Origin of the sequence: Streptomyces sp. NPDC006733, assembly GCF_040636125.1 — a bacterium.
Classification (GTDB): Bacteria; Actinomycetota; Actinomycetes; order Streptomycetales; family Streptomycetaceae; genus Actinacidiphila.
On the sequence record NZ_JBEYJD010000032.1, the window covers coordinates 21,373 to 36,933 of the forward strand.

Below are 15,561 nucleotides of genomic sequence, written 5' to 3' on the forward strand. Positions count from 1 at the left end.
GGGTGCGGCCGAGTATCCCGACCCGGGCCGGAAACCTGCAAGGTCATGATCAAGCCCCGTCTCCACATCTGTGAACAGGGCGAAGATACCTCGCAACCCGCCCATCGGCAGTGCGGATCCGGGGCCGCCGGAGCACCGTGCGACGGCCCGCTCGCCCCGGGTGAGGTCTCGACCTGTCCGAGAACCGACGCTCCGGTTCCGTTGGCGGAGCCCGACATATGCTCCTACGCCGGGTCATCCCACCGGGGCTCCCGGGACGGGCGCGGGCGCGTCAAGTCCGTTCGCGCCACCACTCGTTCGACCGGTCCTCGCCGGGCGGAGCGCCGCGTACCCGCGGCCCCGGCGCGCCCACGGCGGCGACACATTTCGCACCCTCCGTGCACACCGGGCCCCCGAAGCTATGTTCCTTCCCATGGATCACTTCAGCGAGTTATCCCGTCGAGGATTCGTCAGGGCCGGAGTAGGCGGTCTGGGTGCAGCCGCGCTGTCGCTGCCCGCGGGGAACGCCCTCGCCGCCCCTGACGGTGGTCGACGGGAACCCGTTCCAGGACTTCGACGACCTGGTCCGCACCATCTGGGTGATGCGTGACGGCGTCGTGTACCGCCAGGACGACCTCGTCGGCGCGTACGGCACCCCCCTCGCCCGGCGCCGCACCACCGACCCGACCGACTGGCTCGACGTCAGCCGCCGGCTCCGCCGCGACCCCTGCTGCGCGCAGCACGCGGCGCATCCGTAGCGGGCCCGCGGCGGCCCGCCCGGCACGCACCGCGGCCCGCGTCCGTGAGACAAGGACGCGGGCCGCGGCTCCGAGAGCCAGAACTGCTCCGTTCAGCAGACGCCCAGATCCTGCCAAACGCCCCACTGGCCGGTGGTGCCGGGCTCCTCCCCGGTGGTCCACCACTTGGCCCGCCAGTTGTGGCCCTTCCAGCTGACCTGGTTCCCGCCCACATAGACGGCGTTCGGGTCCCAGGTCGTTCCGGTGCAGCCACCGCCCCCGCCGGTGACCGTCAGCGAGTAGGTGGTGCTGTGCACTGCGGTGCCCGTGCCGGTCACCGTCAGGGTGTACGTGCCCGCCGGCACCGACGCTGCGGCGGAGACGGTCAGGGTCGCGGACGAGCCGGACTGCACGGAGGCCGGGGTGAACGCGACGCTCACACCGGTCGGAGCGCCGGACGCCGACAGGGTGACCGTCTGGGCACTGCCACTGGTGGTGGCGGTGGAGACCGTCGCGGTGGTGCTGCCGCCCGGCGGGACGCTGCCGGACAGCGGGCTCACCGCGATGGAGAAGTCGTTCGCCGGGGTCGTGGTGCCGACCGCGGTCTTCCACAGGGTGTAGGCGACACCGTCGGCGGTGCGGTCCAGCGCCGTCGCGTTGATGTTGCCGGTGGTGTCACAGGACTGGTGGTAGCAGGAGTCGTACGACCGGTTGGCCGTGCCGCCCCACTTGGTCGCCTGCGCCGCGGTCTTCAGGGCGTCGGCGCCCGTGGCGTACCCGGAGGTGGGGATGCCCGCCTGCTGGAAGGAGTAGTCGTCGGACCGTCCCTGGCCCTCGACGTTCTCCTCCGGGCGCAGGTTCAGCGAGTCCCAGTACGCCTTCATCGGCGCCGCCGCGGCCGAGTTGAGGTTGTTGACGAAGTAGCCGGCGTTGGTGGAGGCGACCATGTCGAAGTTGTAGTACGCCTTGATGGCGCTGCGCTGCGCCGAGCCGAGCTGACTCACGTAGTACTGCGAGCCCTGCAGGCCCTGCTCCTCGCCGTTCCACCAGGCGAAGCGGGCGTGCTTGGCCATGGCGGGGTTCTGCTGGGCCAGCACGAGCGCGTTCTCCAGCAGCGACGCCGACCCGGAGCCGTTGTCGTTGATGCCGGGGCCGGCCGAGACGCTGTCCAGGTGGGCGCCGAACATGACGACCTGGTCGGTGGGACCGCCGGGCCAGTCGGCGATCAGGTTGTTGCCGCGGTTGGTGCAGCTGCCGCAGGACTGCTCGGTGACGCTGTAGCCGGCCGCCTGCAGCTTGCCCTTCACATACGCCAGCGACGCCGTGTAGCCGCTGGTGCCGGCCTGGCGGTTGCCGCCGTTCTGCTGGGCGATGGTGTACAGCTGCGCCAGGTGCGCCTGCACGTTCGCCACGCTGACGTCCGGAGCGTCACCGCCCGGGTTGGTCCCGCCGGGGGTGACGGTGAGCGTGTACTGGGCGGTGTGGGTCTGGGTTCCGCTGCCGGTGACGGTGAGGGTGTAGGAGCCCACCGCGACGGCGGCGCCGACGGTGACCTTCATCGTCGAGGAGGCACCGGACTGCACCGAGGACGGGGTGAACCCGACCGTCACACCGGCCGGAGCGCCGGAGGCCGACAGGTTCACGGTCTGGGCACTGCCCGACGTGGTGGCGGTGCTGACCGTCACGTTGGCCGAGCCGCCCTGCGGCACCGACCCGGCGGCGGGACTCAGCGACATCGAGTAGTCGTTGTTGCCGCTGGGGATGCAGGTGGGCTCACCGCTCTGCGCGGGGATGGTGATGGCGTCCCAGGCCGCCTTGGTCCTGGTGTACAGGACGCAGCTGGGGTCGAGGTTCTTGGCGGCGGTGAGGGTGGTGGTGCGGTACCGCTTGTAGGTCATACCGCTGGTCTTGAGCAGCATCCCGCCGTAGAACACCTTGCCGGCCTGCTGGATGCCGACCCCGGTGACGGTGGAGTTGTTGCAGGTCGGACTGGTGGGCTTGCCGCCGCCGGGGTTGGAGCCCTCGGCCAGCAGGTAGAACCAGTGGTTCAGCGGGCCGGCCGCCGCGTGCTCCTCGGTGCTGGGTATCGAGGCGCTGTAGCAGTTGGGGTCGCCGATCTGCGACGGGTTGTACATGATGCGGATCGGCCCGCTGCCGGTCAGGTTGACCTTCTCGCCGACGGTGTAGTCGGGGTCGTCGTACGGCGCGGGCTCGTTGGTGTACGCCTCGGTGAGGGCGCCCATGATGTCACCGGTCGCCTCGCCGAGACCGGCCTCGTTGTTGGCGCCGCCGGGGGTGTACTGGTCGATGCCGTGGCCGAACTCGTGGCCCACGACGTCCATCGACGCGATCCACTGGTTGGCCGTGTTGTGGCCGATGGAGATCGAGGATCCGTCCCAGTAGGCGTTGACGTCGTTGAGGCCGACCTTCACCGGCCAGCTGCCGCCGTTGCCGTTGTGCCCGCTGCGGCCGAGCCAGTCCCGCAGCATGTCCCACTCGTGCTGCGCGGCCCACATGACGTCGACGCAGCCGGTCTCCTTCGAGGTGGCGCTGCCGGTGCCCCAGGAGTCGGTGGACTTGGTGAACACGCTGCCGGTGCTGTAGTCGGCGCAGCTCAGGCCGGGCCGCCCCGGGTCGCGCAGCGAGTAGCTGCTGCCCGAGTTGGTGGTGGCGATGGCCAGCGGGCTCGGTCCGTTCCACTGGCTGCTGCCGGTGCCGGCCCGGACGTCGTCGTAGCTGTCGAGCACCGCTCCGGTGGTCGCGTTGACGAAGACGTGCAGATGGCTGGGGGCCTTGGCGGTACGGCCGGTGAGGACCGTCTCCCAGGCCAGCTGGTCGTCGCCGTCCTTGACGCGCACCACCAGGCGGCGCGAGTCGACCTTGTCCACCCGGGCGAGCGCGCGGCGAGCGGTGGCCTCGGCGGTCGCGGCCGGCACGGTCGCCGTGGTCGGGACGTTGATCTGCGACGAGTCGGCGGACCGGGTGGCCTGCACCCGGCCCTGCCCGTCGGCCAGCACCACCGCGTCGCCGCCGACCACCGGCAGCCCGCGGTAGGTGCGCTCGTAGGCGACCGAGTACAGGCCGTTGACCCACGGCGTCACCTGGCGCCGCTCGTAGCTCTCGCCCGGTCCATTCACCAGCGTGTCGAAGCCGCTGGCGGCGGCCCGGTCGGCTGCCGACACCGCCAGCGCCAGCGGCCCGGGGGCGACGGCCGCGGTGGGGGCCGCGACGGCCGGTGGACCGCTGGTGGCGGCCATCATCCCGGCGAGGACGGCCAGGGTTGTCCCGGCCGTCACGGTTCTGCGTTTCATGGGGGGCTCCTTGTTGTGGGGCATGCCTCGACCACGAAGTCGCCACTCCACGGCCGGACGATCGGCCCGGGCCGGTGAGGGAGGGGCGGGACTCCCGCGATGCGAGGAGGCGAGCGAAACGTTCACATCGCGCCATGTCCCGGTCAATGGACTAGTCCAACTCCGGCAACATTCGGCAACATCGGCCGGAGCGCACCGGTGGCGCCGGACCCCTGAGGGGAAACGAGAGGGAGCGTTCCGCCGCCGCTCAGCTCCGGCGGGGCAGCTGCTCCAGCAGACCGCGGGTCTCCCGGGCACCGGGGTAGCGCGTCGTGAGCCGCGCCCGCAGGCCGTCGAGCTCCCGGTTCACGCTGGTCCGGTCCGCGGCCACCGCCTCCGGCAGTACGGGCACCGCGGCGGCCACCGCGGCGTCCAGCTGCCCGGAGCACACGAGCGCGTCGGCCAGCCGCAGGGTCAGCAGCAGCACGGTGGGGCGGTGGGTGGCGGGCAGGCAGCCCAGCGACGCCTGCGTGGCCTGGACGGCCTGCCGGGCGATCCACGGGTCGCCGGTGATCGCCGCGGCGTCGCGCAGCGTCCCGCCGATCGACGCCTCCACCTGCAGCCGGCCGGTGGCGCCGGCGAGCCAGGGCGCCTCCAGGAAGTCCCGCCCGCCCAGCCGGTCCAGCGCCCGACGGGACAGCACCACGCGCTCGCGGCACTCCGCGAGGTCGCCGCCCAGCGCCCTCGCCCGCGCCTGGTGCAGGTGCGACATGGCCGTCATCCAGGCACGGCCCGGGTCCACCGCCCCCAGCTCCCGCGCGTAGGCCAGCGCGGACGCGCCGTCCCCGTCGAGGCGCACCAGGGTGCACACGTCGCACAGCAGCGTCGCCCGGGCCACGGCATCGCCCGCGACGTCCGCCCAGGTCAGACCGCGGGTGAACCAGGCCATGCCGAGGATGCGCTGCCCGCGCTCCACCCGGAGCCAACCGGCGATCTGCGCGCACTCGGCGGCGAGCCGCAGTTGCGGCACCGGCAGCGTCCCGTGCCGGTTCAGCGCCTCGGCCCACCGCACCACGACGCGCAGCACCCGCTCGACCGAACCGACCGTCGCGGTGGACACGCTCTCCAGCCCGTCCTGGGTGTAGCCCACGATCAGGGCGGTCAGCGCGTGCATGGCATCGGCGTCCGTGCCCGGCCACGCCCGCGTCCGGGCGGGGTCGCCGTCGGTGGCGGCCAACAGGGTCAGGGCGTCGGCCAGCGGGGGCACGTCGCACTGCCCGCCGTGCAGCGGGCAGGAGACCAGCCGGGCCGGCCAGTGCACGACGGGCTGCGGCGGGGCGGGGTCGCCGGGATCGCGGGGCGCGGTCGAGAACAGCGTCGCGGGCAGGGCGGGCACGCCGTACCGGGCGTCGGGCGGGCCGGCCAGGATCGCCAGGAGCTCACCGCCGCCGCCCAGTAACGCGTCCAGCCGCAGCGGCAGCCCGGCGGGAGGCTCCCGTATCCCGCCCTCCACCTTGCTGATCAGCGTGTGGTGGTACCCCACCCGGAGCGCGAGCTGCCGCTGGGTCAGCCCCGCCGACCGGCGCAGCGTGCGCAGCCGGCGTCCGAACTCCGCCCACGACTGCCGCGTCGCGATGGTGTCGGCGCCCATGGACCCTCCCGGTCGGAAGTCGTCATACCGCCGCTGCCGTCCCGGCAGCGGCGCACCGAACGGCGCTGGATCCTACTAGAAGTCGGGGCCGCGGTGAGCGGCGTGCCAGGACGACCGGCGTGATCCGGACGCCGGCGGCGGGCGCGGCGCTGCCCGAGGGGCCCTCCCTCGTCGCGGGCGGCGGCGGGGCGGCCGACACCGCCCGGACGCCCGCCGGTTGAGTCCGGACGCGCGGCGTTCGGGACCGGGCGGCGTTCCGGACCCGGCCGCCCATGGTCGATGATGTCGGCCATGACCAGCCCACGAAGAAGAGCAGAGATGTTCGTCGCCGCCGAGCAGGACCCGCGGTTCCGCGCTCCGGCCACCGGTGACGAGCGCGGCATGCTCGTCGACTTCCTGCGGTCGCAGCGCACGACGCTGCAGCTGAAGTGCGCGGGCCTCGACGCCGAACTGTCCCGCCGGGCCGTGGAGCCCTCCACGCTCTCCCTGCTCGGACTCGTCCGCCACCTCGCCGACGTCGAGCGCCGCTGGTTCCGGATCGTGCTGGCCGGGCAGGACGTACCGCTGCGCTTCTCCTCCCCCGACGACCCCGACCAGGACTTCACCGGCGCGCTGCCCGTCCCCGAGGTCGCCGCGGCGGCCTGGGACGCCTGGCACACCGAGGTGGCGTTCGCCGACGCCTTCGTCGCGGCCGCGCCCGACCTCGACGTCGAGGGCGAGGACACGTGGCGCGGGACGGTGTCGCTGCGCTGGGTCCTCATCCACCTGGTCGAGGAGTACGCCCGCCACAACGGCCACGCCGACCTCCTGCGGGAGCGGATCGACGGAGCACGCGGCGTCTGACGGGACCGGTGTGCCGCGCGACTGCGCCCCGGATCGCGTCCGGCCGCCGCCGTGCTCCGGGCGTGCTTCCGTCCACCGGCCCGGCGAGCGGTGACGCGGGTCGCGGATGGGCAGGTGTAGGGCTTTCCGGGCCTTTTCACCGCATCGGCCTCCGCACGTGCCGCGCACCGTCCGAACCGTCGAGGGACACCGCCATGGCTCGCCGCACACCCGCCCGCCGCACTCCCACCCGCCGTACCACCCCGCACCTCCGCCTCCCTGCGGCCCACGCCGGGGCGGTGCCCCGATGAGGTCGCTGTTCCGCCGGCCGCGGCCCGTCGAGGCCACCGTGTCCGACAGCGAGCGCCTGCTGTTCGGCGGGGCGCTGCGCTACGACTGCGGCTGGGCCCGGCACGAGTACACGATGCTGGAGCACTCGGCGCTGTCCATGGCGCGCTCGGCACCGCGGCTGGTGGGCCGGACCGTCCGGCTGGCCTGGCGGGCCGACCGGCCCGCCATGCTGACGATGGTCCTGGCCGAGGTCTACCAGGGCCTGGCGCACGCCGTCGGACTGCTGGTCACCAACGAGGTGCTGCAGTCGCTGTTCGGCAGCGGGGACACGGTCGCGCGGGTGCGCGCGGCGGTGCCGGCGCTGGCCGTCGGCATGGTCATCGCCGTGACCAGCGCGGTGGCGTCGTCCCTGTCGACGGCCAGCACCGGCCGGCTGGAGCCGAAGGTCGAGCGGCTGGCCACCCAGGAGTACCTGCGGCACGCCGAGCGGGTGGAGCTGGAGGCCGTCGAGGACGGCGCGTTCCGCAAGCTGCTCGACTCCGCGCAGTTCGGCGCCCAGTCCTCCCGCCAGATGATCAGCGCCATGGTGGCGACGCTGAACGGCACGTTCTCCCTGGTCGCCGCGGCCGGCGTGCTCACCGTGCTGCACCCGGTGCTCCTGTTCCTGCTGATACTGATCGCGGCCCCGCGCGGCTGGGGCGCGCTGCACGTGGCACAGCGCCGCTACGCGTCGACCATGGCCTGGATCGAGCACGAGCGTGCCGCACGCGTCATCGGCGAGTCCATCACCGGGCGCACCGCCGCCGAGGAGACCCGGGTGCACGGCGTCGGAAAGTTCCTGCTGCGCCACTTCGGCCAGATGGCCGGCACGGCCGAGGCGGAGCAGACCCGGCTGGCCAGGGAGAAGGCCGCCACCGAGCTGCTGGCCGCGTCCCTGTCGGGCGCCGCGTCGCTCCTCGCGTACGCCACGCTGGCGTGGCTGCTGCTGTCGGGGCGCATGAGCATGGCGGTCGCCGGGACGGCGGTCATGGCGGTGCGGACCGGCTCGGCGAACCTCGGCGCACTGGTCGGATCGGTCAACCGGCTCCACGAGGAGTCGCTGTACGCCGGCGACCTGGACCGGTACATCCTCGAGGCGACCGCCCGCGCCATCCCCGTCGGCGGCGTGCCGGTGCCGGAGCACCCGGACGAGATCCGCTTCGAGAACGTCACCTACCGGTACCCGGACCGGGAGCGGCCCGCCCTGGACGACATCTCACTGACCATCTCCGCGGGCAGCGTGGTGGCGCTGGTGGGAACGAACGGGTCCGGCAAGAGCACGCTGGTGAAGCTGCTCGCCGGCCTCCACAAGGCCCAGACCGGCCGCATCCTCTGGGACAAGGTCGACCTCGCGGAGGCCGACCGCGACCAGGTCTTCTCGCACATCGCGCTGCTCGACCAGTCCTTCGCGCGCTGGCCGTTCACCGCGGAGACCAACCTCGCGGTCGGCCGGCCGGACAGGGACCCGGAGCCCGGCCGGCTGGCCGCGGCGGCCGCGTTCTCCGGCGCGGACACGGTCATCGGCTCGCTCCCGCACGGCCTGAAGACGCTGCTGGCTCTGCAGTTCCGCGGCGGGTCGGAGCTGTCCGGCGGGCAGTGGCAGACGATCGGGCTCAGCCGCACCTGGTACCGCGACGCCTCACTGATCATCGTCGACGAGCCGACCTCCGCGCTGGACCCGGAGGCGGAGATCGCCTGCTTCGAGAAGATCCGCGAGCTCCGCTCCCCGACCACCACGGTCGTCCTGGTGACCCACCGCATGGCCGCCGTCCAGCACGCCGACCTGATCTACGTCCTGCACGAGGGCCTGCTGGTGGAGCAGGGCACCCACCGGGAACTCCTGGCCGACGAGTCCGGCCGCTACCACCGGATGTTCCAGTCCCAGGCGGACCAGTACCTGCCCGGCGAGAGCGGCGCGGTCCCCGGGCAGCGGCGGTGAGGCGCACCGGATCGCCGTGGGAAGATCCAGGGAGGTCGGCAGCGCGCCGGTCCAGTGAAGGGGCGCCGGTACATGGCAGCAGGATTTTCGGACTGGAAAGTCAAGAAGCAGTACGCGGAGAACGACCGGGTGTCGTACCAGGGCAAGGAATACCGCTGCCTGGCCACGCACACGTCGAATTCAGCGTGGAATCCCAAGGCGGCGGTCACGAAATGGCAGGAATACAAGCCGTAGCCTCCGTTTCCCGGGCGGTGCCGGCCGGCCGCCGCACGGGGCGTCCACCGGCTGCGGTCGCGTGCCGCCCTGGGCGGTCGTAGCGTCGAAGTACGCCTCCGCACCGTCTGCGGTCACTGCTGGGAGGACGCCATGTCCGAGCGCACCGGCTTCGAGCTCACTTTCACCAACCCCTTCCCGGCGGACGACATGCCCGCCGAGCAGGTCGTCGAGGTCTTTCCGACGACCGCGGTCGGGTCGGGCGGGTATCCGATCTACGTCGACCGGACCAAAATCATCCGCGCCGAGATCAGCGACGCGGGCCAGGTGCGCATGATCGCGAGCGGCGGCGGCCAGCGCCCCCAGTCCCCCTCCGCGGTCCACCGGCTGCCCCCGGCCGACGACTGACCCCTTGGCCTTCACCCGCCGCCAGGGTCGCGCCTTCCTCGAAGGCCCGACCCGGGCGGCGTCGTCGCGTCCTGCGCGAAATGCGATCGGATAATCACCTGAATTCCGATCCGCCGTTCTCGACACCAGGAATGGTATTCCCTTCTGTCATTCCCTTCACGGCACCCGCGTGGAATACTCCAGCCACCCGTGGATCACTGATGGGTCGTCACTCCGGCCGTCCCCTGCCGCGCCGCGGGCGCGAGCGTCCGCCACGTCGCGGCGCCACCGCCATCGCTCTCTCGCGCTCCGAAAGGCCGACCGATGACTCCGCTCAGCCGCCGCACGTTCCTGTCGGCCACCGCCGCGGGCGCCGCCAGCATGGTCGGCCTCTCCGCCGCCCAGGAGGCGGCCGCGGCCACCGGCACCGTGGCCGACGTGAAGCACGTGGTCATCCTCATGCAGGAGAACCGCTCCTTCGACCACTACTTCGGAACCCTCGGCGGCGTCCGCGGTTTCGCCGACAAGCAGGCCCTGCAGTTCCCCGGCGGCGGTGACGTCTTCCGCCAGCCCGACCCCGCCCGCACCGACGGCGGCGCCATGCTCCCGTACCGGATGGACACCACCAAGTACAACGCCCAGAACGCGGCCGGCCTCCCGCACGACTGGAACACCGGCCACAAGGCCGTCAACAACGGTGCCATGAACGCCTGGATTGCCGCCAAGGGCCAGCGCACCATGGGGTACTTCACCCGCGCGGACATCCCGTACCAGTACGCGCTGGCCGACGCGTTCACCGTCTGCGACGCGTACTTCTGCTCGCTGGCCGGCCCCACCATCCCCAACCGGCTCTACCTGTGGAGCGGCACCTCGGGCCCCGGCCACGACGGCACCACCGGCCCGTGGACCGACAACACGGCCAGCGCGGAGAACCCCGTCGCGGACTGGACGACGTACGCGGAGCGGCTGCACGCCGCCGGGGTCAGCTGGCGGGTCTACCACAACCCGACCGAGGACGATCTGACCGGGAACTACGGCGACAACGCGCTCGCCTATTTCGAGCAGTTCCACAGCTACGCCCAGGACGACCCGCGGTACGTCAACGCCATGACCAAGTTCGATCTCGGCGTCTTCGACCAGCACTGCAAGGACGGCTCGCTGCCCACCGTCTCCTGGCTGGTCGCGCCCTACGTGTACTGCGAACACCCCACGGCAAGCCCGGACTACGGCGCCTGGTGGGTCGACTCCGCCCTGCGGTCGCTGATGTCGAACCCGCAGGTGTGGAAGGAGACCGTGTTCCTGGTGATGTACGACGAGAACGACGGCTACTTCGACCACGTGATCCCGCCCACCCCCGAGCCGGGCACGCCCGAGGAGTTCGCCAAGGGCAAGCCGGTCGGGCTGGGCAGCCGGGTGCCGCTGTGGGTGGCCTCCCCCTGGTCACGGGGCGGGTACGTCAACTCGCAGGTGTCGGACCACACCTCGGTGCTGCAGTTCCTGGAGCGGGTGACGGGCGTCCGGGAGCCGAACATCAGCGCCTGGCGCCGGACCGTCTGCGGCGACCTCACCAGCTGCTTCGACTTCACCGCCCCGGACTACTCCGTCCCCGCGCTGCCCGACACCGTCGAGCTGATGCGCCGGGCGGACGCCGGCACGGCGTTCCCCGCCGTCGCGCTGCCCGCCGCCGGCACGCAGTACGTGCCCGCGCAGGAGAGCGCGGCGCGACCGCACCGCCGGCTGCCCTACGCCCCGCACGCCGAGGTCGCGATCGACCGCGCGACGGGCGTCGTCACCTGCACCATGGCCAACACCGGGACGGCCGGCTTCCACTACACCGTCTACCCGAACATCATCCAGCCGTTCGCCGGCACCCCCTTCACGGTCGCCGCCGGCGACACGAAGACCTACACGTGGACCACCACGCCGACCGACGCGCGCTACGACTTCACCGTGCACGGCCCCGACGGCTTCGTCCGCCGGTTCGCCGGGAACGTCGTCCCCGCCGACCGCAACGACACCCCGGCGCCCGCGGCGACGGCCGCGATCGGCACGTCCGTCATCCTGCACCTGGCCAACAAGGGCCTCACCGAGATCACATACACCCTCACCCCGCACGACTACGCCGGAACCGCGCAGACGATCCCGGTCGCCCCGCTGTCCCGCACCACCCTCATCTGGCCACTGGACGACGGCCGCTACGACGTCATCATCACCTCCGGCACCGACTACCTCCGGCGCTACGCCGGCACCCTGCACTGACGAGGCAGGAAACCCACCCGGGCGAGGCCACAGAAGCCGCCGGGACAGCCCTCGGCACGGGCTCCGGCGGCCCGCGGGGCGAGGTCGCGGGTGTGGCGGGGCGGCTACCGCCGGGGGTCCTCCGGGCGCCGCACAGCGATCCGGCGAACACCACCTGACCTGGCCTGATGCCCCTTCCGTCGATAGCATTCCGCTCGGCGAAAGGAGGCCCGGATGGACCGGGACATCCGCACGGTCGATGACGTTCTGCGTTTGCTGGACGGCCTGTTCGCGCCGGGGGCCGACCGCTGGACGGCCGACGCGGCCGATTGGTGGGACGGCTTCTACGCGGACCGCTCCCGGCCGGTGCCGTTCTTCGTGGCGCGGCCGGACGAGAATCTGGCCTCCTATGCCGAGCGCGGCCTGATCACCCCCGGCCGCGCCCTCGACCTGGGCTGCGGCCCCGGCCGCAACGCCCTGTACCTCGCATCCCTGGGCCATGAGGTGGACGCCGTCGACCTCTCCCCCGCGGCCATCGCCTGGGCCGAGGACCGCGCCCGCGCCGCCGGCGCCGACATCCGGTTCCACCGCGCCGACGCGTTCGCCCTCACGGAGGCCGAACTCGACGGCCCCTACGACCTCATCCACGACTCCGGCTGCTTCCACCACCTGCCGCCCCACCGCCGCGTCAGCTACCTCGCCCTGCTCGACCGCGCCCTCGCCCCCGGCGGGCACCTCGCGCTGACCTGCTTCGCGGCGGGTGAGGCGGGCATGGGCTCCGAACTCCCGGACGCGGACTTCTACCGCGGGTCCGGTCTGCGGGGCGGCCTGGCCTACACCCCGCACGCCCTGCGCTGGATCTTCTCCGACCTGACCGAGATCGAACTCCGCCGCATGCACGACGAACCCCCGGACTCCCCCCACTTCGGCGAACCCTTCCTGTGGACCGCCCTCTTCCGGCGCGACGCCTAAGCTCGACGGCATGCTGCAACCGGACTGCTATCCCTGCGCCGAGGAATCCCGGTTCGACACCCTGCCCCCGCGGGAGCGCATCGCCGCCGACGCGCACTGGCGGGTCGCCCACGCGATCGACACGGCGCTGCCCGGCTGGCTGGTCCTCGTGCCCCGCCGGCATGTCACCACCGTGCACGACCTCACCGACGCGGAGGCCGCGGCGCTGGGGACGTGGCAGGTGGGGCTCTCCCGCGCGCTGCACCGGGTCACGGGCTGTGTGAAGACGTACGTCGTGCAGTTCGCCGAGGCGGAGGGGTTCTCCCACGTGCACTTCCACATCGTGCCGCGGATGGCGGAGCTGCCCCGGGAGCTGCGCGGTCCCCGCGTGTTCGGGCTCCTCCAGCGCCCGGACGGGGAGCGGGTACCGGCCGAGCGGGCCGACGACATCGCCCGCTCACTGCGCCGGGCCCTCGCCCCCGGGGCCTAGCGCCGCGGGGCCGCTGCCCGGATCCGGGGGGCGGTGGGTTGGGTTGCCGCGGGACCGGGTAGCCCAGTCGGGAGTCCGCTTCTCGCAGTGGGGTGGCCGCTGTTCGCTGACCGCACTGAGCAAGGGAGTCGGCGTGGCCGTCAAGCCCCTCCTCCTCATCGACGTCGACGGTCCGCTCAATCCGTTCGCGGCGCGGCCCCACCGGCGGCCCGCCGGGTACCGGACGCACCGCACGCGCCCGTCCGGCTGGGACCTGCCGTGGCAGAAGCCGCTGCGGGTGTGGCTCAACCCCGCCCACGGTCCGCAGCTGCTGGCGCTGCCCTTCGAGCTGGTGTGGGCGACGACGTGGGGCGCGCAGGCCAACCGCTGGATCGCGCCGCACATCGGCCTGCCGGAACTCCCCGCCATCGACTGGGCGGAGCTGCACGCGCTGCGCGACGACGGCACGTACTTCAAGACCCACGACATCGTCCGCTACGCCGGCGGCCGGCCCTTCGCGTGGATCGACGACGAGATCCGGTCCCCGGACCACGAGTACGTCACCGCCCACCACTCCGGCCCCTTCCTGCTGCTGCGCATCGAGCCGAGCCTGGGGCTGCGCCCGGCGGACTTCGGGCAACTCGCCGACTGGGCAGGCCAACTCGCCGCCTGACGGGCCGCCCACGACCGCCCCGGTCCCTCTGACCTCGGCTTCGGCGGAACGGCGGATGACCGGACTGTCGCGGAATCCTGTCGTCACCGTGAACAAGTGCGCGGTTGTCCCAGTCCGTGGATTGATCCGCCAGTGGTCTATACCTTTGAAGGTAGGGTGGCCGACGGATCGTCAATCACGCGCCCGTGGGGGGACACTTGACCGTCGACCATCTACCGCAACCACCGTCGGACCACGAGCTCTACTGGTACTTCGGACCGCAGCGCCGGTGGGTGCTGATCTGCACCTCGCTCGCCTTCGTGTTCACCGCGGCGACCATGTTCACCTTCGCACTGCGGACGCCGGCCCTGTGGGCCTTCCTCGCCGTGCTGCTGCTCAATCTGGTGGCGCTCGCCCTCTCCTCCGTCAACAGCCTGCGCCAGCGCCGGCTGACCCGGCACTCGCACGAAGTGCTCACCCAAGCCTGGCGGCCGGCCGAACTGCCGGACGTCGACCTGTACCTGCCGACCTGCGGCGAACCGCTCGCCGTCCTGGAGAACGCCTACCGGGCCGTCGCGGCCGTCGACTGGGCCGGATCCCTGACCGTCTGGGTGCTCGACGACGCCGACCGCCCCGACGTGGCCGCCCTGGCAGCCGCGCACGGCTACCGGTACGTCGTCCGCCCGGACCGCGGGCACCTGAAGAAGGCCGGCAACCTCAACCACGCGCTCACCGTGAGCAGCGGGCAGTACATCGCCATCCTGGACGCGGACTTCGCACCCCGCCCCGACTTCCTGCACCACCTGCTGCCGTATTTCGCCGACCCCGGGATCGGCATCGTCCAGAGCCCGCAGTGCTTCGACACCGACGAGTCGATGGACTGGATCCAGCGCGCGGCCGGCTCGGCCCAGGAGTGGTTCTTCCGCTGGATCCAACCCTCGCGCGACGCCAGCGACGCGGCCATCTGTTGCGGCAGCAACGCCGTCTACCGGCGCACCGCGATCGACGCGGCGGGCGGCTTCGCCAAGCTCGACCACAGCGAGGACCTCTACACCGGACTCGCCCTCTACGAGCGGGGATTCCGCACGCTCTACGTCCCGGTGCTGGTCGCCAAGGGCACCTCGCCGGACAACCTCTCGTCCTTCGTCAACCAGCAGTACCGCTGGGCGATGGGCAACCTGCACCTGATCCGGAACTCCGACCTCAAGCGCATGGGCGCGCCCTGGCGGATGCGGCTGTGCTTCTACGAGGGCATCGTCGGCTACCTGACCGCGGCGGTGAACACCTTCGCCGCTCCGCTGCCGCCGCTGGTGATGATGTTCTGGTACCCGGACCAGATACGTCCCTGGCACGTCCTGCCGCTGCTCGCGCCGCTGTGGCTGTGGCACGTGCTGCTGCCCCGGATCAGCCACACCCGGTGGCGGGTCGAGGTCATCCGCGCCAACGTCCTGACGAGCGTCGCCGCCGCGGCCGCGTTCCTGCACACGCTGCGCGGCCACAGCGCCGCCTGGGTACCGACCGGCGTCGGCCGGGTGAAACCCAGCGGGATGGCCCGCAAGGTGGTGCTGGTCTCGCTCGCCTGGCTCATCGGCTCCCTCGGCGCGGCCGCCGCGGGCCTGGCCCTGTCCGTCGTCCGCAACGGATGGTGGCCCAACTGGGGCCTGGCCCTGTACCTGCTGGTGCAGTGCCAGATCGGCCTGCCGCTGGTCCGCGACCTGATCACCGAACTGCTCCCGGCGAGAGCCGCGTCCGTCCGCGCCACCCGGCCCGCCCGCCCCGGCATGCTGCCCCGGCGCTGGCCCGAAGCGCTCGCCGCCACCTCACTGCTCCTGCTCACCGCCCTGCTCGCCTCCGGATGGGTCAGCCCCATGCTTCCCTGGCTGAGCTGAAAGGTCATCACACC

The 15,561-nt window shown here is 72.4% G+C and carries 12 protein-coding genes; 10 read left to right on the forward strand and 2 right to left on the reverse strand.

Annotated features, from left to right (window positions below; translation table 11 throughout):
• The first annotated feature begins 524 nt into the window (after positions 1-524).
• On the forward strand, positions 525-737 hold the full coding sequence (locus tag ABZ721_RS26355) for a hypothetical protein (protein WP_358791177.1): 213 nt from the start codon (positions 525-527) through the stop codon (positions 735-737).
• Positions 738-829: 92 nt separating this feature from the next.
• Here ABZ721_RS26355 and ABZ721_RS26360 read toward each other — a convergent pair whose 3' ends face one another.
• The gene (locus ABZ721_RS26360; RefSeq protein ID WP_358791178.1) at positions 830-4,027 is read right to left on the reverse strand and encodes a M28 family peptidase; all 3,198 of its coding nucleotides are present in this window, start codon (positions 4,025-4,027) and stop codon (positions 830-832) included.
• A 247-nt stretch (positions 4,028-4,274) separates the two neighbouring features.
• Positions 4,275-5,657 carry a helix-turn-helix transcriptional regulator gene (locus ABZ721_RS26365; RefSeq protein WP_358791179.1) on the reverse strand — a complete coding sequence of 461 codons (1,383 nt, stop codon included), beginning with the start codon at positions 5,655-5,657 and terminating at the stop codon, positions 4,275-4,277.
• A gap of 282 nt (positions 5,658-5,939) precedes the next feature.
• Here ABZ721_RS26365 and ABZ721_RS26370 point away from each other — a divergent pair, with 282 nt between their 5' ends.
• The 9 genes from ABZ721_RS26370 (at position 5,940) to ABZ721_RS26410 (ending at position 15,547) form a co-directional block, all read left to right on the forward strand.
• Positions 5,940-6,500, forward strand: coding sequence for a DinB family protein (locus ABZ721_RS26370; protein ID WP_358791180.1), 561 nt, complete (start codon positions 5,940-5,942; stop codon positions 6,498-6,500).
• A 286-nt stretch (positions 6,501-6,786) separates the two neighbouring features.
• Positions 6,787-8,748 carry an ABC transporter ATP-binding protein gene (locus ABZ721_RS26375; RefSeq protein ID WP_358791181.1) on the forward strand — a complete coding sequence of 654 codons (1,962 nt, stop codon included), beginning with the start codon at positions 6,787-6,789 and terminating at the stop codon, positions 8,746-8,748.
• Between the two features lie 72 nt (positions 8,749-8,820).
• The gene (locus ABZ721_RS26380) at positions 8,821-8,982 is read left to right on the forward strand and encodes a carbohydrate-binding protein (RefSeq protein WP_358791182.1); all 162 of its coding nucleotides are present in this window, start codon (positions 8,821-8,823) and stop codon (positions 8,980-8,982) included.
• Between the two features lie 132 nt (positions 8,983-9,114).
• The gene (locus tag ABZ721_RS26385) at positions 9,115-9,369 is read left to right on the forward strand and encodes a DUF6296 family protein (RefSeq protein ID WP_358791183.1); all 255 of its coding nucleotides are present in this window, start codon (positions 9,115-9,117) and stop codon (positions 9,367-9,369) included.
• Between the two features lie 303 nt (positions 9,370-9,672).
• Entirely contained in the window at positions 9,673-11,607 is a 1,935-nt protein-coding gene (locus ABZ721_RS26390; RefSeq protein WP_358791184.1) for a phosphocholine-specific phospholipase C, read from the forward strand.
• A gap of 213 nt (positions 11,608-11,820) precedes the next feature.
• A complete protein-coding gene (locus tag ABZ721_RS26395) occupies positions 11,821-12,558 on the forward strand; it encodes a methyltransferase domain-containing protein (protein WP_358791185.1) in 738 nt (245 codons plus the stop codon).
• Between the two features lie 10 nt (positions 12,559-12,568).
• Positions 12,569-13,027: an HIT family protein gene (locus ABZ721_RS26400; RefSeq protein WP_358791186.1), complete on the forward strand. Its 459-nt coding sequence runs from the start codon at positions 12,569-12,571 to the stop codon at positions 13,025-13,027.
• 133 nt (positions 13,028-13,160) lie between these two features.
• Entirely contained in the window at positions 13,161-13,679 is a 519-nt protein-coding gene (locus ABZ721_RS26405; protein ID WP_358791187.1) for a hypothetical protein, read from the forward strand.
• 197 nt (positions 13,680-13,876) lie between these two features.
• Entirely contained in the window at positions 13,877-15,547 is a 1,671-nt protein-coding gene (locus ABZ721_RS26410) for a cellulose synthase catalytic subunit (RefSeq protein ID WP_358791267.1), read from the forward strand.
• Positions 15,548-15,561: the final 14 nt, after the last annotated feature.

Bases quoted from the DNA above. Each gene is read 5' to 3' on its own strand.
- ABZ721_RS26360 (WP_358791178.1), bottom strand. From the start codon at position 4,027: ATGAAACGCAGAACCGTGACGGCCGGGACAACCCTGGCCGTCCTCGCC.
- ABZ721_RS26365 (WP_358791179.1), bottom strand. From the start codon at position 5,657: ATGGGCGCCGACACCATCGCGACGCGGCAGTCGTGGGCGGAGTTCGGA.
- ABZ721_RS26370 (WP_358791180.1), top strand. From the start codon at position 5,940: ATGTCGGCCATGACCAGCCCACGAAGAAGAGCAGAGATGTTCGTCGCC.
- ABZ721_RS26375 (WP_358791181.1), top strand. From the start codon at position 6,787: ATGAGGTCGCTGTTCCGCCGGCCGCGGCCCGTCGAGGCCACCGTGTCC.
- ABZ721_RS26380 (WP_358791182.1), top strand. From the start codon at position 8,821: ATGGCAGCAGGATTTTCGGACTGGAAAGTCAAGAAGCAGTACGCGGAG.
- ABZ721_RS26385 (WP_358791183.1), top strand. From the start codon at position 9,115: ATGTCCGAGCGCACCGGCTTCGAGCTCACTTTCACCAACCCCTTCCCG.
- ABZ721_RS26390 (WP_358791184.1), top strand. From the start codon at position 9,673: ATGACTCCGCTCAGCCGCCGCACGTTCCTGTCGGCCACCGCCGCGGGC.
- ABZ721_RS26395 (WP_358791185.1), top strand. From the start codon at position 11,821: ATGGACCGGGACATCCGCACGGTCGATGACGTTCTGCGTTTGCTGGAC.
- ABZ721_RS26400 (WP_358791186.1), top strand. From the start codon at position 12,569: ATGCTGCAACCGGACTGCTATCCCTGCGCCGAGGAATCCCGGTTCGAC.